Source organism: Shimia sp. Alg240-R146 (assembly GCF_947331465.1).
Lineage (GTDB): Bacteria > Pseudomonadota > Alphaproteobacteria > Rhodobacterales > Rhodobacteraceae > Shimia.
Window position 1 is genome coordinate 360,745 of sequence record NZ_CAMZOK010000002.1, and the last position, 17,869, is coordinate 378,613.

General features: G+C 58.3%; 15 protein-coding genes. 11 read left to right on the forward strand and 4 right to left on the reverse strand.

Features of this window, described 5'->3' with window-relative positions; translation table 11 throughout:
• Window positions 1–25 precede the first annotated feature (25 nt).
• The 3 genes from PG871_RS10950 (at window position 26) to PG871_RS10960 (ending at window position 4,609) form a co-directional block, all read left to right on the forward strand.
• A complete protein-coding gene (locus tag PG871_RS10950) occupies window positions 26–1,180 on the forward strand; it encodes a DSD1 family PLP-dependent enzyme (RefSeq protein ID WP_270729284.1) in 1,155 nt (384 codons plus the stop codon).
• Window positions 1,181–1,304: 124 nt separating this feature from the next.
• Entirely contained in the window at window positions 1,305–2,303 is a 999-nt protein-coding gene (locus PG871_RS10955; protein WP_270729285.1) for a type I glyceraldehyde-3-phosphate dehydrogenase, read from the forward strand.
• A gap of 29 nt (window positions 2,304–2,332) precedes the next feature.
• Entirely contained in the window at window positions 2,333–4,609 is a 2,277-nt protein-coding gene (locus PG871_RS10960) for an NADP-dependent malic enzyme (RefSeq protein WP_270729286.1), read from the forward strand.
• Between the two features lie 122 nt (window positions 4,610–4,731).
• On the opposite strand, the gene PG871_RS10965 is transcribed toward PG871_RS10960, so the two are convergent.
• Entirely contained in the window at window positions 4,732–6,504 is a 1,773-nt protein-coding gene (locus PG871_RS10965; protein WP_270729287.1) for an SLC13 family permease, read from the reverse strand.
• Between the two features lie 141 nt (window positions 6,505–6,645).
• Here PG871_RS10965 and PG871_RS10970 point away from each other — a divergent pair, with 141 nt between their 5' ends.
• Together PG871_RS10970 and opgC are read left to right on the forward strand one after the other, a co-directional pair.
• On the forward strand, window positions 6,646–7,386 hold the full coding sequence (locus PG871_RS10970; RefSeq protein WP_270729288.1) for a YebC/PmpR family DNA-binding transcriptional regulator: 741 nt from the start codon (window positions 6,646–6,648) through the stop codon (window positions 7,384–7,386).
• Between the two features lie 207 nt (window positions 7,387–7,593).
• Entirely contained in the window at window positions 7,594–8,679 is a 1,086-nt protein-coding gene (gene opgC / locus PG871_RS10975) for an OpgC domain-containing protein (RefSeq protein ID WP_270729289.1), read from the forward strand.
• Here opgC and PG871_RS10980 read toward each other — a convergent pair.
• Window positions 8,676–9,551: a LysR family transcriptional regulator ArgP gene (locus tag PG871_RS10980; protein WP_270729291.1), complete on the reverse strand. Its 876-nt coding sequence runs from the start codon at window positions 9,549–9,551 to the stop codon at window positions 8,676–8,678. The genes opgC and PG871_RS10980 overlap by 4 nt on opposite strands.
• A gap of 88 nt (window positions 9,552–9,639) precedes the next feature.
• Here PG871_RS10980 and PG871_RS10985 point away from each other — a divergent pair, with 88 nt between their 5' ends.
• From PG871_RS10985 to PG871_RS11000, 4 genes are all read left to right on the forward strand, one after another.
• Window positions 9,640–10,242 carry a LysE/ArgO family amino acid transporter gene (locus tag PG871_RS10985; protein ID WP_270729292.1) on the forward strand — a complete coding sequence of 201 codons (603 nt, stop codon included), beginning with the start codon at window positions 9,640–9,642 and terminating at the stop codon, window positions 10,240–10,242.
• A gap of 98 nt (window positions 10,243–10,340) precedes the next feature.
• Entirely contained in the window at window positions 10,341–11,273 is a 933-nt protein-coding gene (locus PG871_RS10990; RefSeq protein ID WP_270729293.1) for a pirin family protein, read from the forward strand.
• 99 nt (window positions 11,274–11,372) lie between these two features.
• Complete coding sequence (locus tag PG871_RS10995; protein WP_270729294.1) at window positions 11,373–12,278, forward strand: DMT family transporter; 906 nt, start codon at window positions 11,373–11,375, stop codon at window positions 12,276–12,278.
• Window positions 12,279–12,336: 58 nt separating this feature from the next.
• A complete protein-coding gene (locus PG871_RS11000; protein WP_270729295.1) occupies window positions 12,337–12,990 on the forward strand; it encodes a hypothetical protein in 654 nt (217 codons plus the stop codon).
• Window positions 12,991–12,994: 4 nt separating this feature from the next.
• Here the strand turns inward: PG871_RS11000 and betI are convergent, their stop codons facing one another.
• Complete coding sequence (betI, locus tag PG871_RS11005) at window positions 12,995–13,579, reverse strand: choline-binding transcriptional repressor BetI (protein ID WP_270729297.1); 585 nt, start codon at window positions 13,577–13,579, stop codon at window positions 12,995–12,997.
• Window positions 13,580–13,746: 167 nt separating this feature from the next.
• Here betI and betB point away from each other — a divergent pair, with 167 nt between their 5' ends.
• A complete protein-coding gene (gene betB / locus PG871_RS11010; protein WP_270729299.1) occupies window positions 13,747–15,198 on the forward strand; it encodes a betaine-aldehyde dehydrogenase in 1,452 nt (483 codons plus the stop codon).
• Window positions 15,199–15,295: 97 nt separating this feature from the next.
• On the forward strand, window positions 15,296–16,951 hold the full coding sequence (betA, locus tag PG871_RS11015; protein WP_270729301.1) for a choline dehydrogenase: 1,656 nt from the start codon (window positions 15,296–15,298) through the stop codon (window positions 16,949–16,951).
• Here betA and PG871_RS11020 read toward each other — a convergent pair.
• Window positions 16,948–17,733 (reverse strand): hypothetical protein, encoded by a 786-nt coding sequence (locus PG871_RS11020; RefSeq protein ID WP_270729303.1) that lies wholly within the window; start codon window positions 17,731–17,733, stop codon window positions 16,948–16,950. The genes betA and PG871_RS11020 overlap by 4 nt on opposite strands.
• Between the last annotated feature and the right edge of the window lie 136 nt (window positions 17,734–17,869).

The following is a 17,869-nucleotide window of genomic DNA, read 5'->3' on the forward strand; positions in this document are numbered from 1 at the left end:
CCCGAAATCAAAAGCGGGAACGGAAATGCAGGATCATGAAGCGCTAGACGTGGGCTACGACATTCCGGCACAGGTCGGCATGACGGAAAGTGAGATCATGACGCCCGCCTTGGTGCTTGATCTGGACGCGTTGGAGCGCAATGTCGCCAAGATGGGGGTCTATGCGCAAGCGCATGGGATGCGCCATCGGGTACACGGTAAAATGCATAAATCGGTGGATGTGGCCAAGCTGCAAATGCGGGTAGGCGGAGCTGTGGGGGTCTGCTGTCAGAAGGTGAGTGAGGCCGAAGCCTTTGTGCGGGGCGGCATTGCCGACGTTCTGGTCAGCAACGAGGTGCGCAACCCGCGTATGATCGACCGGCTGGCGCGGTTGCCGGTCTTGGGCGCGCGGGTCAGCGTTTGTGTGGACGACATCGCCAATGTGGCGGAGCTGTCGCAGGCAGCCATGCGGCAGGGCACACAGCTTGACGTTTTGGTGGAGCTTGATTGCGGGGCTGGTCGCTGCGGCGTGGCGCGTCCGGCAGAAGCAGTGGCGATTGCGCAAGCTGTGTCTGATGCAGACGGGCTGCGGTATGCGGGACTGCAGGCATATCAAGGGGCGATGCAGCATGTGACGACATATGAAGATCGCCGGACCGCTGCGGAAGCAGCGCACGCGATTGTGCGTACCAGCGTAGCGGCGTTGACGGAGGCTGGCCTGACGCCGGAGCTTGTCACGGGCGGTGGTACAGGATCGTTCGAATTTGAAAGTGCGTCGCAGATTTATACGGAACTGCAATGTGGCTCTTATGCGTTTATGGACGCAGATTATGGCCGGGTTTTGGACGAAGATGGTGCACGACTGGATCAAGGGCAATGGGAGAACGCATTCTTTGTGCTGAGTTCGGTGATGAGCACAGCGCAATCGGGTAAAGCTGTTGTCGACGCGGGACTCAAAGCGATGTCCATGGAAAGTGGCCTGCCTTTGGTCTTTGAACGTGAGGCGTTGGACTATGTCGAGGCCTCAGATGAGCACGGTACGATTTCGGATCCTGAGGATCAGCTTTCTATCAATGAGAAGCTGCGGCTTGTGCCCGGTCACTGTGACCCCACGTGCAACCTGCACGACTACTACGTCGGGGTACGTGGCGGCGTTGTGGAATGTCTGTGGCCGGTCAGCGCGCGCGGCAAGGTTTTTTGAGTTCGTGCCACTCTTTTCGATTGATTGCGCTAACACTGCAATCTGCGGCGATTTCACCATCCTTTAAGGGTGGTCTTTTGGGGGCAAAACCTTTCAATGGGCCTTTGAGGAAGGGACCGGAGACATGAGCGCGCAACCTGTCAGAATTTTTATCAACGGGTTTGGCCGGATTGGCCGGACGGTGTTGCGCATTCTGGCGCAGGGCGCGCATTCGCACATCGAAATCGTTGGCATCAATGACATCGAGTCGATTCAGACCTGTGCCTATCTTTTTGAGTATGACAGCGTGTTTGGTGCCTATCGGGGCGAGGTCTCGACGGACAGCGCCGCCTTGATCGTCGATGGACTGCGCATTCCGTTTCATGCAGAGCGTGACCTGAGCACGATGGATTTGAGCGCCGTTGATGTGGTGTTGGAATGCACGGGCATGGCTGGATCGCGGGCAGTGGCCGAGCGTGGATTGGCGGCAGGCGCGGGGGCGGTTTTGATTTCCGGGCCGTCCGATGAGGCGGATATCACCATTGTGATGGGCGCCAATGAAGAAGCGTTGAGCGATCAGAAAATCGTGTCAAACGCGTCCTGCACAACAAACGCGCTGGCACCCCTGTTGCGGGTGCTGGATCAGGAATTTGGTCTGATCAGCGGCCATATGACGACGGTGCATTGCTACACCGGCAGCCAGCCAACGGTGGACAAACCGCGGGCCGATCTGGCCCGCAGTCGGGCGGCGGCGTTGTCGATGGTACCGACAACCACATCGGCGCAGCGCCTGATCGATAAAGTATTGCCGCATCTTGAAGGCCGGGTGGAAGCGCGGGCGATCCGCGTACCAACGGCCTCGGTGTCAGCGATTGATTTGACCATACAGACTGAAAAACCAGTGTCTGTGGACGGCGTGAACAGCGTGCTTTTGGCCGAGGCCAACCGCGCGCCCTTGATTGGCTGGACAGAAAAGCCGCTGGTCAGCACGGATTTGCGCGCAAGGCCTGAGTCGTTGGTGTTGAGCGGACCGGAGACTTCAGTGTCGGTTGGTGGCCTGCTGCGGGTGTTTGGCTGGTATGACAATGAATGGGGCTTTTCCAACCGGATGTTGGATATGGCTGAGAGAATGGGACGGCGATAAGCCGTGCGAGGGGATTTCGGAGAGAGAGTATGACGACCAACAAGGATCAGGATCGCGCCCGTCAGGCGGCGCTGGATTATCACGAGTTTCCCAAGCCCGGCAAGCTTGAGATCCGCGCAACCAAGCCGATGGCGACAGGGCGGGATTTGAGCCGGGCTTATAGCCCCGGTGTGGCGGAGGCCTGTGTCGAGATTGAGAAAAACCCTTCGGATGCAGCGCGTTACACGGCCAAGGGTAACCTTGTCGCAGTGATTTCCAACGGTACGGCCGTTCTGGGGCTTGGCAACATTGGCGCGCAGGCCAGTAAGCCGGTGATGGAAGGCAAAGCGGTTCTGTTCAAGAAGTTCGCCGGTATTGATTGCTTTGACATTGAGGTGAATGAGCCCGATCCGGAAAAGCTGGCTGATTTGGTGTGCCGTCTGGAGCCGACGTTTGGCGCGGTCAATCTGGAAGACATCAAGGCGCCGGATTGCTTTCTGGTGGAGCGGATTTGCAAGGAACGGATGAACATTCCGGTCTTTCACGATGACCAGCACGGCACCGCAATTGTTGCTGCCGCTGCAGCCTTTAACGCGTTGATCGTGGCCAAGAAAAACGTTGAAGACATCAAGGTCGTTGCCTTGGGCGCGGGCGCTGCCGGCATCGCATGTCTGAAGATGTTGATGACGATGGGTGTGCAGCACGAGAACATTCTTATGCTGGACAGCAAAGGCGTGGTGCACAGCCAGCGTAACGATTTGTCGCCAGAAAAATCCGAGTTCGCGCAGCCCACCGACAAGCGCACCACCATGGAAGCCATGGAAGGCGCTGACCTGTTCTTGGGTGTGTCCGGTCCGGGCTTGCTGACCAAAGAAATGGTCGAGCAAATGGCAGATGATCCCATCATCTTTGCGCTGGCCAACCCGACGCCGGAGATCATGCCAGAACTGGCCCGCGAGGCAGCCCCCGGTGCGTTGATCGCGACGGGGCGGTCGGATTATCCCAACCAAGTCAATAACGTGCTATGTTTCCCGTTCATCTTCCGTGGTGCGCTGGATGTGGGCGCAACAGAGATCAACGACGCGATGAAGCTTGCCTGTGTGGAAGCGATTGCCGGTCTGGCGCGCGAAACCACCAGCGCCGAGGTGGGCGTTGCGTATCGCGGAGAAAAGCTTGCCTTTGGGCCGGAATATCTGATCCCGAAACCGTTTGATCCGCGGCTCTTGCCGACGATTGCTGTGGCTGTGGCCAGGGCGGCAATTGAGTCTGGTGTGGCGACAAAGGACATCGATCTGCAGGTCTATGAGGAGAAACTCAGCGCGCAGGTGTTTAGGTCCTCGATGATCATGCGACCTGTTTATGAGGCGGCCAGCATGTCGCGGCGCAGAATTGTGTTTGCTGAGGGCGAAGACGAACGCGTGCTGCGCACGGCGCAGGCCATGTTGGAGGACACTGTTGATACGCCGGTCTTGATCGGGCGCCCTGAAGTGGTTCAGCACCGTTTGGATAAGGCTGGTCTGAAGATCAAAGCCGGTGTTGATTTTGAACTGATCAACCCCGAGCACGACGAACGGTATCGCGATTATTGGACCACCTATCACGACAAGCTGCGTCGCAAAGGCGTGAGCCCTGACAGTGCGCGGGCCATTCTGCGCACCAATACCACAGCGATTGCCGCAATTGCGGTGGAGCGCGGGGATGCGGATAGCATGATCTGTGGCACATTCGGTGAATACCGCTGGCACCTTAGGTATGTGACGGAAGTGTTGCAAAACAAAGAGTTGCACCCGGTCGGTTCGCTGTCGTTGATCATTCTGGACAAGGGGCCCTTGTTCCTTGCGGACACGCATATTCATATCGAGCCGACCTCTGAGCAGGTCGCGGAGACTGTGATTGCAGCCGCACGGCATGTGCGGCGGTTTGGCGTTGATCCCAAGATCGCACTGTGTTCCGGAAGCCAGTTTGGCAACCTTGATAGCCATTCAGGCCGGGTGATGCGTGGGGCGCTGGATGTGCTGGATCAGAACGAGCATGACTTTGAATATGAAGGCGAAATGCACACGGATGCTGCCTTGGACCCAGAGTTGCGCGACCGCTTGTTCCCTGATGGACGTCTAACAGGCAAAGCCAATGTGTTGGTCTATTCCAACACTGATGCGGCGGGTGCCACCCGCAACATTCTGAAGTCCGTTTCTGACGGTCTGGAAGTTGGGCCGATCCTGATGGGCATGGGCAACCGAGCGCACATTGTAACACCGTCGATCACCGTTCGCGGCTTGATGAACATCTCGGCGCTGGCAGGTACAACGGTGTCGACTTACGGCTGATTTTCAGAGGCTGTAATGCGTAGGTATCGCGTCGGTATTGCGTAGGCGTCATTTTTAGGGGCAGGTTTCGGTTGAGACCTGCCCCTTTTGCATGAGTGTAATCGGGATTTTGGGGAGCCCGATCACATCGGCCAAAACACCAGAATGGCGGGGATCGAGACCACGACCACTAGAATTTCAAGCGGCAGACCCATGCGCCAGTAATCCCCAAAGCGGTAGCCGCCGGGGCCGAGGATCAATGTGTTGTTCTTGTGCCCGATGGGCGTGAGGAATGCCGAGCTTGCCGCAACCGCCACAGCCATCAGGAAAGGATCGGCAGAGACGCCAAGTGTGTTTGCCATCTGAATGCCGACGGGGGCCGCGACAATGGTGGTCGCGGTGTTGTTGAGAACATCCGAGAGCGTCATCGTGACCAACATCAGAACCGTCAAAACCGCCCAAGCGGGCAGGCCCGCCGTCAAGTCGATCAGCGCGTTTGCAATCAACGATGTGCCGCCCGAGCTGTCGAGTGCTGCGCCTAGGGGGATCATCGAACCCAAAAGGACGACAACCGGCCATTCGATGTGGGTGTAGAGTTCCGAAATTGGCACGATCTTGGCCAGAACGTATGCGACCACCACCAGCCCCAAGGCCACGGGCAGATAGATCAGTCCCAGCGACGCGGCTGCGACCGCGCCGATGAAAAGGCCGATGGCGAGCCACATTTTGCTGTCAGCGGTGACAACGAGACCGCGGTCGGCAAGAGGGAGACAGCCAAGCCATTCGGTCACGTCAGCGCCTCGGTCCTTTTGTACAAGAACCAGAAGAATGTCGCCGGGCTGAACCTCGGTTTTGCGGATCTGGCTGCGGATCTGGCGACCCTCGCGAGAGATCCCCATCAACACAGCGCCCTGTCGCCACGCCAGCCCAAGTGCTGCGGCTGTTTTGCCAGCGATGCGGGCGGTTTCCGGCACCACCACTTCGATGATGTCGAGGCCATCGCCTGCGGCTTTGAGATGTCCTTCGCGTTTTTCATCCGAGAAATTCAGCGACAGTGCTGCGCGTAACTCATCCAGTGCGTCAGGGGAGGCTTCAAGCACCAGTGTGTCGCCTTCCTGCAGCACCGAATTGCGGGCCGCGCCATAGCGGCGTTTGCCATCGCGCATCAGGCCGAGAATTGCCACGTCAGCGTCTTCTGCCTCTGTGTCGAGTTCGCCCAAGCGTTTGCCAATCAGTTTGCTGTCGGCAGGCACGGTCAACTCGGCAATGTACTGACCCAAATCGGAGGCGTTTTTACCCGCGTCTTCGCGGGCAGGGATCAGGCGCCAGCCGATCAGCGCAACAAACAGCAGGCCGACAATTGCGGTGATCCCGCCCACGGGGGCAAAGTCAAACATCCCAAAAGGCTCACCCGTGGCTTCTTCTCGGATTGAGGCGATGATAATGTTGGGGGGCGTGCCAATCAGCGTGGCCATGCCGCCCAAAATGGTGGCAAAGCTGAGCGGCATCAGGGATTTGGCGGGGCTGCGACCGGCCTTGCGGGCGGTTTGGATGTCGACGGGCATTAGGAGTGCCAGAGCGGCGACGTTGTTCATGAAGGCAGACAACACCGCGCCAATGGCGCCGATGATGGTGATGTGACTGCCCAGCGAGCGTGCGCTGTCCACCAGCGTGCGGGTGATCAGAAAAACGGCGCCCGAGCGCACCAAACCGGCGGACACCACCAAGACCAGCGCCACAATGAGCGTTGCCGGATGACCAAAGCCGGAAAAGGCGTCTTTGGTAGGTACAACGCCCAGCACAACGCCAATCATCAGCGCCGAGAAGGCGACAAGATCATAGCGAAACCGTCCCCAAAGCAGCATGGCAAACACCAGTCCAAAGAGGCTGAAGAGGATGATCTGGTCGGTGGTCATGCGAAAAAACCTGTTGTTCAATTTGTTGTCGGGAGAAAACCGCAGGCAGGCCGCGAAAGCAAGCGGGTTGCGACCTTGATGGACCTTGACGTATAGAGACCCCTGACACGCGATTAAGCCAAGATATACCGGAGGCAATCCATGGCCGGCCATAGTAAATGGGCAAATATTCAGCACCGCAAAGGGCGTCAGGACGCTGTGCGCTCCAAGCTGTTTTCCAAACTTTCCAAAGAGATCACAGTGGCCGCCAAGATGGGCGACCCCGATCCGGACAAAAACCCGCGTCTGCGCATGGCCGTCAAAGAGGCCAAGAGCCAGTCTGTTCCTAAGGATGTGATTGATCGCGCGATCAAGAAATCGACCGCAGGCGAAGGCGATGATTACGAAGAGATCCGCTATGAGGGCTATGGCCCCAATGGCGTGGCTGTGATCGTTGAAGCGATGACCGACAACCGCAACCGGACAGCGTCGACCGTGCGCTCGACGTTTTCCAAAAACGGCGGCAACCTTGGCGAAACCGGTTCTGTCGGGTTCATGTTCGACCGCAAAGGCGAAGTGAGCTATCCGGCGAGCGCGGGTGACGCGGATGCGGTGTTTGAAGCGGCCATCGAAGCTGGCGCAGAGGACGTTGAAAGCTCGGAAGATGGTCACATCATCTGGTGTGAAGACACGGACCTGAACGATGTTTCAAACGCGCTTGAGGCGGCTTTGGGCGAATCCGAGAGCACCAAGCTGGTGTGGAAACCGACCACGACGACGGACATGGATCTGGAAGCGATGCAGAAGCTGATGAAGCTGATTGATGCGCTTGAGGATGACGACGACGTGCAGCGGGTGACCGCGAACTTCGAAGCCTCTGACGAGGTGATGGAGCAGCTTTAAGCGGTTCCGTCCATTTGAGACTTTGCGAAACCCGGCCCTGAGTGGTCGGGTTTTTTGTTGAGGGTATTTCATTTCTGTGGCGGCGGTCAAAAGAGGGCTGGCCGCATGGTCACGTGACCTCAACTCAAGCCCTCGTTTCGCCGTATTTTCGTGATTTACAACGCGTCAAGATTTCTTGGTTAACGGAATTTCACAAACGGAGCGGCAATGCGGTTTGATCTTTTGGATGGGGTGCGCGGGCATCTTTTGTTCATGATGATGCTGGCGCATTTGGCGGCGCAACCGGGCATGGGCTATCTTTATGATGTGCATCACGCCCGTATCATCCAGCTTTTGGATGCCGAGTTTCTGGTGTTTTTGTCCGGTCTACTGGTTGGCATTCTCTATGCGTTGAAATTTCAGTCTCGCCAAAAACTAGCGGATTTCCTTGGGCAGAGGATCAGCAAAATCTATGCCTATTACATGTTGTCCGCCGGGCCGTTTTTGATCCTGTTGCTGATGAGTGGTGCGGGGCCGGTGCAGTATCTGTTTGGCCTTGGCGAAGTTGCTGTTTTGCAAAACGGCGGCGCGTATTCCGATATTTTGCCGATCTACATCGTCTGTTTCGCCCTGCTTTGGGCCGGCAGCTTTTTGTTGCGGTGGGTGCCGCAGTGGGGGCTGCTGGTGCCGTCAGGCGCAATTTATGTGGCGAGCCTGTTTGATTATGGCGGCGGGATTTTTGGCTGGGGTCAGCGGTATCTGGTGTTCGATCTGGTGGCGTGGCAATTCCTGTTTTGCATTGCGTATCTTTGCGGTCTGAAGTTTCGCGAGATTCTGGCCTGGATCAATGGGCTGAGCGTGCGTGGCTATTGGGCCGTGTTTGTGGTGACGGCAGTGGCGTGTTTGGGGCAGCGCTGGGCGTTTTTCTATCCTCCGTTTGCCGAAGTGCCAGCGGGCGTGGCGGACAATTGGCCGAGGATGCATCTGCATCCGGTGCATATCGTGCGCACCATGGCGGTGGTGGCGTTTGTCACTGTGGCGATGACACGATCGGTACGCGGTACAGGTTGGGTCACCGGCGTGTTGCGTTGGTATTTCAGCCTGTCGTTGCTACGGCATTGTGGCGTTTGGGCGATCCAGATGTTTGTGATCCACGTCTATTTGATTGCGGCTTTTGCCTATGTTTTGCCTGCGCTGTCGGCCGCAGAGGCCTTTGGCGCGGCGATGGTGGCGCAGGCGGTCTTTATGGCTATCCCGTGGGGGCTGCATCGCGCAACTAAGGCGGCTGCCTTGCGCCGCAAGGCGTCGGCCTAGCGCAAGGCGGCGCGGGCGGTTTTGCGGATTGCCGACGTTAGCGGGTCCAAAGCGGGTCGCAGCAGGCGGGTAGATTGCCAATAGAGCGGCGTCGTGTAGAGCGCGTCGGGCAAAAGTGGAACAAGGGTTCCCGCCTCCAGATGTGGTTTGATCGAGACCAGTGGATTCATGCCCCAACCCAATCCCAAGAGACACGCATCGACGAAACCTTGTGATGAGGGCAGCCGATGGCTCGGCGGCGTTGGCGCACTGCCGAGGTTTTCCGTCATCCAGATTTGTTGCAGCCGGTCCTTGGGGTCAAACACCAGCATTGGCGCGCGCGCGAGGGCCTTGGCGGTCACGCCGTCCGGAAAATGGCGCGCCATGAAGGCGGGGCTGGCGGAGGCGACATAATCCAGCGTGCCAAGCGGGGTGCTGTCGCAACCCGCAACAGGCGCTTCGTGGGCGGTGACGGCGGCGACCACCTCGCCGCGGCGCAGCCAGTCGGCGGAGAAGTCCTGATCATCCACCACCAGATCGAACAACAAATCCGGCACCTGTGCGATGGCAGGCAGGAACCATGTGGCGAGGCTGTCGGCGTTCACCGCTATGCGCAGACGGGCTGAGCGCGGTGTCAGGGCCGCCACGTCGCGCGCCAGCGCGGTTTCCAACATGCCAACCTGATCAAGGTGCGCGGCAAGGCGGCGACCGGTTTCGGTGCCGTGACAGGGCTGTCCACGGCGCACCAGAGGTGTACCGGCGCGGTCTTCAAGCGCTTTGAGCCGTTGGGAAACTGCGGATTGGGTGACGCCAAGTTCACTGGCTGCGGCTTCAAACGATCCGGTGCGTAAGATGGCGGCGAGGGCCGCGAGTTGGGCGTAATCGAGTTGCATTAGCCAGCCTTATGTTGCTCAAGGTTTTTTAATTTGAGTAATTCAACCCAGCAGCTTAGTCAAACTTTGGAAACGGTGGAGAGACAGGATGTTAGAAGCAGCGGGCGCGGGATTTGCGCTGGGGTTTTCGTTGATCATGGCGATTGGCGCGCAAAACGCATTTGTGCTGCGCCAAGGGCTGCGCGGGCAATACGTGCTGCCACTGGTGCTGACCTGTGCAATCTCGGATGCGATCCTGATCACTGCGGGCGTGGCCGGATTTGGCGGCCTGATCGCGGCCAACCCCTGGGCCTTGGACATTGTGCGTTGGGGCGGGGCGGCCTTTCTGTTTGTCTATGGCGCGATGAACTTCCGCGCCGCTTTTCAGGGGGGCGACCAGTTGGATGACAAAGGCGGCACGGCGGGCTCACTTGGGGCAGCGTTGGCGACGTGTTTGACGCTGACGTGGGCCAATCCGCATGTCTATCTGGATACGATTGTGCTTTTGGGCGGAATATCTGCGCAATACTCACCAAGCTGGGCTTTTGGATTTGGGGCCGTTGTGTCGAGCTTTGTGTTCTTCTTTATGTTGGGCTTTGGGGCGCGGCTGTTGCGGCCGGTGTTCACAAGCGCAACCGCGTGGCGGGTGCTGGATGTGGTGGTCGGCGTGACCATGTGGGTTATTGCGCTGAGCCTTATCTGGTCACACTGAGGCCCTGCATAGGTGCACATAGAGTGTGACCATGTGGGTGTTTTGTGCGTAGGTCCGAGTGCCTTAATGTGTGGAAACGCATCTGAGGAGACCGCGCCATGAGTTGGAACCCAGCCCTAGACCCAACTTTGCCAGACAGCACCAATCTGGACGCCATTGAAACCGTGATCGTGCCACGAGCACGGGATCTTGGCGGCTTTGAAGTGCGTCGCGCGTTGCCCGCGCCACGGCGACAGATGGTGGGGCCATTCATATTCTTTGATCAGGCGGGGCCTGCCGAGTTTATCACCGGCTCTGGCGTAGACGTGCGACCGCATCCTCACATCGGCCTTGGCACAGTGACCTATCTGTACAAAGGCGAGTTTGAGCACCGCGACAGCCTTGGCACACATCAGATGATCTATCCGGGGGAGGTGAACTGGATGGTGGCGGGCAATGGTGTGACCCATTCGGAGCGCACCAGCGAGGAGACGCGCAAGGCGCCGTCAAACCTGTTTGGTATTCAGACGTGGATTGCGTTGCCGGAAGACCGCGAAGATGACCCCGCGATGTTTGAACATCACGGCAAAGACGCGCTGCCGTTGCTTGAGGGCGAGGGCAAGGAGGTTCGGTTGATCCTTGGCAACGCATGGGGAGAACGCGCGCCTGTGACGATGATGTCGGAGACGTTTTACGCCGATGTGCTGTTGCAGGCGGGGGCTAAGCTGCCGATGCCGGATGATCATGAGGATCGCGGGCTTTATGTGTCGGAGGGGTCAGTCGTGATTGCGGGCGAGACCTTTGAGGCAGGTCGTATGATGGTGTTTCGACCCGGTGACGCGATTACGGTCACGGCAGGGCCACAGGGCGCGCGGTTGATGGCGTTGGGTGGCGAGACCATGAACGGGCCGCGCCACATCTGGTGGAATTTCGTCAGTTCCAGCAAGGAAAAGATCGAAGAAGCAAAGCAGGCCTGGGCGGACGGCGACTGGGAACATGGCCGGTTTCAATTGCCGCCGGGTGACACGGGCGAGTTCATTCCGTTGCCGTAGGCATGGTGGCGTGTGCGCCAGCCAAAGACATATAAAAGCTTCGGTAGTTAACCTGTTTCCTATCTCGACATTTCCCAAAGGCCATGGTCCATTGCGGCCATGACAACAGAGCAAGGGTATAATCCGGTCAAAGGCGTCTTTTGGATGCTGGTCACAGGGCTGTGTTTTGTGGCGGTGACGGCACTTGTGAAGATGGTCGGGCCACGCTTGCCAGCCGCGGAGACCGCGTTTTTGCGCTATGCGCTGGGCATCGTTTTTCTGATCCCGATGATCAAACCGATATTGAACGCCAACCTGACCCGTCGTCAGGTGGGGCTGTTTGCGTCGCGTGGTGTTTTGCACACGTTGGGCGTGGTGCTTTGGTTCTTTGCCATGGCGCGCATTCCGATCGCGGAAGTCACGGCGATGAACTATTTGTCGCCGGTTTATGTCACAGTCGGCGCTGCGCTTTTCCTTGGGGAGAAGTTGGCGGCGCGGCGGATTCTGGCGGTGGTGCTGGCGCTGATCGGGGTGTTGATCATCCTGCGTCCCGGATTTCGCGAGTTGAGCAGCGGGCACTTTGCCATGCTCATCACCGCGCTGACGTTTGCAGGCGGCTACATCATCGCCAAGAAGCTGAGCGAAGAGGTCAGCGCGACCGTTGTTGTCGGCATGCTGTCGGTGACGGTCACGATCGGGTTGGCGCCTTTGGCAGCGGCGGTTTGGGTCACGCCGACATTGGGAGAACTGGGTATCCTGTTCGCGGTCGCATGTTTTGCGACGGCGGGGCATTACACCATGACGCTGGCCTTTGCGGCGGCGCCGATCACAGTCACCCAACCGGTGAGTTTTTTGCAAATGGTCTGGGCGGTTTTGCTTGGCTGGATTGGCTTTGGCGAGCAGCCGGATTTCTGGGTGATCGTGGGCGCGGGCGTAATCATTGCGGCGATCAGTTTCATCACGTGGCGCGAAGCAGTGATCAAGCGGCGACAAGTCACGCCTTTGGTAGGGCAAACCAAGGTCTAATCGGGCTTTGTGTTTAAAAGGCAATGGGTTAGGGTCCAAAAAGAGAGGGAGCGGTATCATGAAAATTCAATTGGTAGCTTTGGCGGCGGCGTTGGGGCCGGCGGTTGCGATGGCGGGAAATATGTCGGTGGACACTGGCGCCGAAATGGGATCGCAGGGGGACCCGTACGAGGGTATGGTTCTTGTGCAGGAATGCATTTTCGAGACCGAAGATCCCTATTGCAGCTTTGTCGCCAACGGATCGACACTCTATGCCAGCATGGACGCGCCAACGCCGGGCTATGTTTTGGAGGCGATTGGCACGCTTTATCAGAATGCGCCGCTGATGCTGAAAGCGGATATCGTGTCGATGGGCGACATCACAGCGGATATCGCCATTCACGCTTTTGAGCTCGACCCCGATCTGGACTGGTTCGCCGAAACTCGCGGATACTTGCAAGGCCGGTGGATGGCGGCGTCGGCGCCTGCTTACCAAAGCTATGTCAGCGGATCGGTGGTAACGGAGTATGTCGACGGGCAGGAGCAATCCCAATATGTGATGGAGCTGGCGCAGACGTGTGATGGTGCATCCGAGGCTGGGCCGGTGCTGATTGCCTGGGCCAATCCATGGGACACGCCGGCCTGTTTGTATCTGGACGCCGTGACGCCGGATCAAATGCGGGTGCGGCTGGTTGGCGGTGACGGTGCACAGGTGATCTACGTGCGGCCTTGATCCGCTAGGCGGCGTTGTCCAAAAGCAGCTTTGCAAACCGTCTGGCTTCTTTGCGTGCGGCAGTGGGGTCGAGCGTTTCGTTGGATTGAGCGGCCTCGAGCCAAACTCCATCCATATAGCTTTGCAGCGCTTCGCGCACGATCTCGCGCCGGTCGTCCGGCAATAGGCTGCGCAATTCGGACCGGAAATGCGACGTCACCCGTGCGCGGTTGATGCGGTGCAGTCGGGAAAGGCTGTCGACGTATGGCGCGTTGGCCCAAAACTGCATCCAGATCGAACATTGCTCGATGGTATAAAGCCGGTCGGCAAAGTTGGCGTCAATGACCGCCATGAGACGATCCAGTGGTGATTTGGCCGAAGCGTAGCGTTCAAGCTGCGCCTCCTTGAGCAGAGTCAGCAGACGGCGCATGGTGGCCTCCATCAGCTTTTCCTTGGAGCCAAAGTAGTAGTTGATAGACGCTGCAGACGCACCGGCCTCGGCCGCTATTTCTGCCATGGTCACAGCCGCATAGCCGCGTTTGTGCACAGCCGAAATCGTGGCGTGGATTAACTCTTCGTGTCGAATGTCGCGGATACGTGTACGGCCCATGGCGCCACTTTGGAGCGAGCCGCCGTCAGGTGCAATATTGTCATTCAAATAAAATTTTTAAATGAGCATTTAAAAAATGAAAAAGCGGTGCTAGGGTTTTTGCTGCCGGAGGGAATCCGGAGGAATTAGGTCGCCCAATTGGGGCGCAGAATTGCTAGGAGCGCACGATGCAGCTGCAACCGACTGCCAGCCATTTTATCGACGGGGAATATGTTGAGGACCCCAGTGGCGCGCCGATTGACATCGTCTATCCTGCCACTGGCGAAGTGATTGGACAGGTCTTTGCGGCGACCCCCACAATCATCGAGCGTGCCTTGGACAGCGCCAAAGCCGGTCAAAAAGTATGGGCGGCGATGTCGGGACGTGAACGCGGTCGGATTTTGACCCGTGCTGCGGCGATGATCATGGAGCGCAATCACGAGCTGTCGGTTCTTGAGACCTATGACACCGGCAAGCCATATCAGGAAACCAGTGCGGTGGACGCCACAAGCGGCGCGGATGCGCTGGAGTTCTTTGGTGGTCTGGCTGCCAGTCTGACGGGTGAGCATATCCCGCTGGGCGAAGATTGGGTTTACACCGTGCGCGAGCCACTGGGCGTGTGCGTCGGTATCGGCGCATGGAACTATCCAACGCAGATCGCTTGCTGGAAAGGCGCGCCAGCGTTGGCTTGCGGCAACGCGATGGTGTTTAAACCGTCCGAGACCACGCCGATGTGTGCGCTGAAAGTCGCGGAAATCTTGCTTGAGGCCGGGTTGCCCAAAGGCGTTTACAACGTTGTGCAGGGCATGGGTGAGGTTGGCGCCGCGTTGGTGAATGACCCGCGTGTGGACAAGGTCAGCCTGACTGGATCGGTGCCGACCGGTAAAAAAGTTTACGCGGCGGCGGCCAGCCACATGAAACATGTGACGATGGAATTGGGGGGCAAATCGCCTCTGATTATCTTTGACGATGCGGATGTTGAGAACGCTGTTGGCGGTGCCATTCTGGGCAACTTTTACAGCTCTGGTCAGGTGTGTTCCAACGGCACGCGCGTGTTTGTTCAAAAGGGCATCAAGGAAAAGTTCATTGCCCGTCTGGCCGAGCGTCTGGGTGATGCGGTGATTGGTGATCCGTTGGATGAGGCGACAAGCTTTGGCCCGATGGTGAGCGAGCGGCAAATGAACATTGTGCTCGGTTACATGGCCAAAGGAAAAGATGAAGGCGCGCGGCTGGTTTATGGCGGTGAGCGATTGGAGCGCGACGGGTTTTACCTTGCGCCGACAGTGTTTGCTGATGTGACCGATGACATGACGATCGCGCGCGAAGAGATATTTGGCCCCGTAATGTCGGTGCTGGATTTTGACACAGAAGAAGAGGTGATCGCGCGCGCCAATGCCACCGAATTTGGCCTGTCAGCGGGTGTGTTCACATCGGACCTGAGCCGCGGACACCGTGTGATCGGCAAACTGGAAGCGGGCAGCTGCTTCATCAACTCCTACAATGATGCGCCGGTTGAGGCGCCATTTGGCGGGGTGAAGATGAGCGGCGTGGGGCGAGAAAACTCCAAAGAAGCCATCAACCATTATAGCCAAGTAAAGTCAGTCTATGTGCGCATGGGCGATGTAGAGGCGCCGTTTTGATCGGTTTTGCGGTGTGGGTCGGCCCTTTGACGGTCGCCCACCCACCCACCCCGACCGCCAAAAGGCCGGGATTCCAAATGTTTAGAGGGTGCGTCTGATGCAGGCGGATTATGTGATTGTCGGCGCGGGCAGCGCAGGTTGCGCGATGGCGTATCGGCTGAGTGAGGCGGGCAAGTCCGTCTTGGTGATTGAGCATGGTGGGAGCGACGTTGGCCCCCTTATTCAGATGCCGGCCGCGCTGAGCTATCCGATGAACATGTCGATGTATGACTGGGGCTATATGAGTGCGCCGGAACCGCATCTGGGCGGTCGTCAGCTGGTTTGCCCGCGTGGCAAAGTGATTGGCGGCTCAAGCTCGATCAACGGCATGGTCTATGTGCGCGGGCATGCGGGCGATTATGAGCATTGGGCGGAGAGCGGCGCGACCGGATGGAGCTATGCTGATGTGCTGCCGTATTTCAAGCGCATGGAGCATTGGCACGAAAGCGGGCAGGGCGGCGATGCTGAATGGCGCGGCAGCGATGGTCCGCTGCATGTGAGCCGCGGGCCGCGCGACAACCCGTTGCATGCGGCCTTTGTCGAGTCCGGTCGTCAGGCTGGGTATCCGGTTACCGGCGACTACAACGGGCAGCAGCAAGAGGGTTTTGGCCCGATGGACATGACGGTGCACAATGGCCGACGGTGGTCGGCGGCGAATGCATATTTGAAACCGGCGCTGAAACGGGAGAACTGTGATCTGGTCAAAGGGTTGGCGCGTCGTGTGGTCATCGAAAATGGCCGTGCGGTGGGTGTCGAGATCGAACGCGGTGGGCAGGTGCAAGTCATTCGCGCCAATGCCGAAGTGATCCTTGCAGCGAGTTCGATCAACTCCCCCAAATTGCTGATGCTGTCGGGTATCGGGCCTGCGGCGCATCTGGCGGAGCATGGCATTGACGTGGTCGCAGATCGTGCGGGGGTCGGGCAGAATTTGCAGGATCACCTTGAGGTCTACATGCAGGTGGCATGTAAGCAGCCGATCACTTTGTATAAACATTTCAACCTGTTGGGCAAGGCGATGGTGGGCGCGCAATGGCTGTTCACCAAAACGGGACTGGGCGCGTCCAACCAGTTTGAAAGTGCGGGTTTCATACGGTCGCGTGCCGGCGTGCAGTACCCTGATATCCAGTATCATTTCTTGCCGATTGCCGTGCGCTATGACGGGCAGGCGGCAGCCGAAGGCCACGGATTTCAGGCCCATGTTGGCCCGATGCGCTCGCCCTCACGGGGCGCGGTGACGCTGAATTCTGCAGATCCGAAAGCGGCGCCGCATATTCTGTTCAACTATATGTCGACCGAGCAGGATTGGGTGGATTTCCGTGCGGCGCTGCGCCTGACGCGGGAGATTTTTGCCCAAGACGCGATGAAGCCATTCGTGAAACATGAAATCCAGCCAGGAGATGCGTTGCAGAGCGATGCAGAACTGGACGGCTTTATCCGCGAGCATGCCGAAAGCGCCTATCACCCTTGTGGCACCTGCAAGATGGGGGCGGCGGACGATCCGAGCGCCGTTGTCGATCCCGAGTGTCGCGTTATTGGCGTTGACGGGTTGCGGGTGGCGGACAGCTCGATCTTTCCGCGCATCACCAACGGCAACCTCAATGGGCCGTCGATCATGACCGGTGAAAAGGCGTCTGACCACATTCTGGGCCGAAGCCTTGCGGCGTCAAATGCCGAGCCTTGGTTCCATCCGGACTGGCAAACAGCGCAGCGTTAACCGTCGCGCCGTGAGGTGGAGCGGAAAAGGTCGGGCAGCCCGTCAATTTTGACGAAGTGATCTACAGCAAAGCTTGGCGTTTGGGCTGCGCCGGTTTGCTTCCAGAACGGGCGCATGACGTAAACATCAAAGGCGACTTCTGTGTCGGTGCCCTGAATGGCGTTGAGCCCTTTGCCTTGGACCCGCACGTTCACGTCGGCACCTTTGATGATCACGGAAAAGCCACCGTTGACCTCGGTCTCGCCGTCGACCAGGAGCCTGATGCCGTCGCCATAGGTTACCTTGCGCACGAGCACGTAAAATTGTTCAGGATCGTTGACGGCGGTGCGGAACCCCCATTCATCCAAAAGGCCGCCGCCGTCGCGGATGTCGTTGCCCAAATAGCGGGTGACGCGGGTGATGGTGTTGTCAAAGACAACGGAGTTTGGATAGGAAATTTCAAAGGCGGACCGCGCCGACATCATCGCGTCGGCCTTGGCTTTGATCGCAGCTTTCTGACCGCCGACGCCAAACGATGCGCCGCTGGTGTAGTCTGCAACTTGCACGGTCTTATCGCGCGGATTTGGCGGCGCCTCAAACCCCGGCACGTCGGACAAATGCACCATGCGGTGCTCGCCCTTGTCCCACAGGAAAAAGCTACCGGCTTTGAAGTCGCCGGAGTTGATGTAGCCGTAGTTGGTTTTGGCGTAGTCGAGATTGACGGGCACCACGTCGCCGTCGCTGAAGCATCCGGTGAGAAAGGTGAGGGCAAAAAGGGCCGTTGCCGGTTTGAAAATGCGCATGGTGTTCCCCGATAAAGGCGTGCGTCCAAGGGCTTGGAAAGAAATTGTTTCAGAATGGAGGCTACACGAGGGGGCGATGATCTGTCACGCAAATGGTTTTGTTGGGGGTATTTGATCGGAGTCAATGTGCGGGCGC

Excerpts from the sequence above, each read along its gene's own strand:
- PG871_RS10950 (WP_270729284.1), top strand. The coding sequence starts at position 26 with ATGCAGGATCATGAAGCGCTAGACGTGGGCTACGACATTCCGGCACAG.
- PG871_RS10955 (WP_270729285.1), top strand. The coding sequence starts at position 1,305 with ATGAGCGCGCAACCTGTCAGAATTTTTATCAACGGGTTTGGCCGGATT.
- PG871_RS10960 (WP_270729286.1), top strand. The coding sequence starts at position 2,333 with ATGACGACCAACAAGGATCAGGATCGCGCCCGTCAGGCGGCGCTGGAT.
- PG871_RS10965 (WP_270729287.1), bottom strand. The coding sequence starts at position 6,504 with ATGACCACCGACCAGATCATCCTCTTCAGCCTCTTTGGACTGGTGTTT.
- PG871_RS10970 (WP_270729288.1), top strand. The coding sequence starts at position 6,646 with ATGGCCGGCCATAGTAAATGGGCAAATATTCAGCACCGCAAAGGGCGT.
- opgC (WP_270729289.1), top strand. The coding sequence starts at position 7,594 with ATGCGGTTTGATCTTTTGGATGGGGTGCGCGGGCATCTTTTGTTCATG.
- PG871_RS10980 (WP_270729291.1), bottom strand. The coding sequence starts at position 9,551 with ATGCAACTCGATTACGCCCAACTCGCGGCCCTCGCCGCCATCTTACGC.
- PG871_RS10985 (WP_270729292.1), top strand. The coding sequence starts at position 9,640 with ATGTTAGAAGCAGCGGGCGCGGGATTTGCGCTGGGGTTTTCGTTGATC.
- PG871_RS10990 (WP_270729293.1), top strand. The coding sequence starts at position 10,341 with ATGAGTTGGAACCCAGCCCTAGACCCAACTTTGCCAGACAGCACCAAT.
- PG871_RS10995 (WP_270729294.1), top strand. The coding sequence starts at position 11,373 with ATGACAACAGAGCAAGGGTATAATCCGGTCAAAGGCGTCTTTTGGATG.
- PG871_RS11000 (WP_270729295.1), top strand. The coding sequence starts at position 12,337 with ATGAAAATTCAATTGGTAGCTTTGGCGGCGGCGTTGGGGCCGGCGGTT.
- betI (WP_270729297.1), bottom strand. The coding sequence starts at position 13,579 with ATGGGCCGTACACGTATCCGCGACATTCGACACGAAGAGTTAATCCAC.
- betB (WP_270729299.1), top strand. The coding sequence starts at position 13,747 with ATGCAGCTGCAACCGACTGCCAGCCATTTTATCGACGGGGAATATGTT.
- betA (WP_270729301.1), top strand. The coding sequence starts at position 15,296 with ATGCAGGCGGATTATGTGATTGTCGGCGCGGGCAGCGCAGGTTGCGCG.
- PG871_RS11020 (WP_270729303.1), bottom strand. The coding sequence starts at position 17,733 with ATGCGCATTTTCAAACCGGCAACGGCCCTTTTTGCCCTCACCTTTCTC.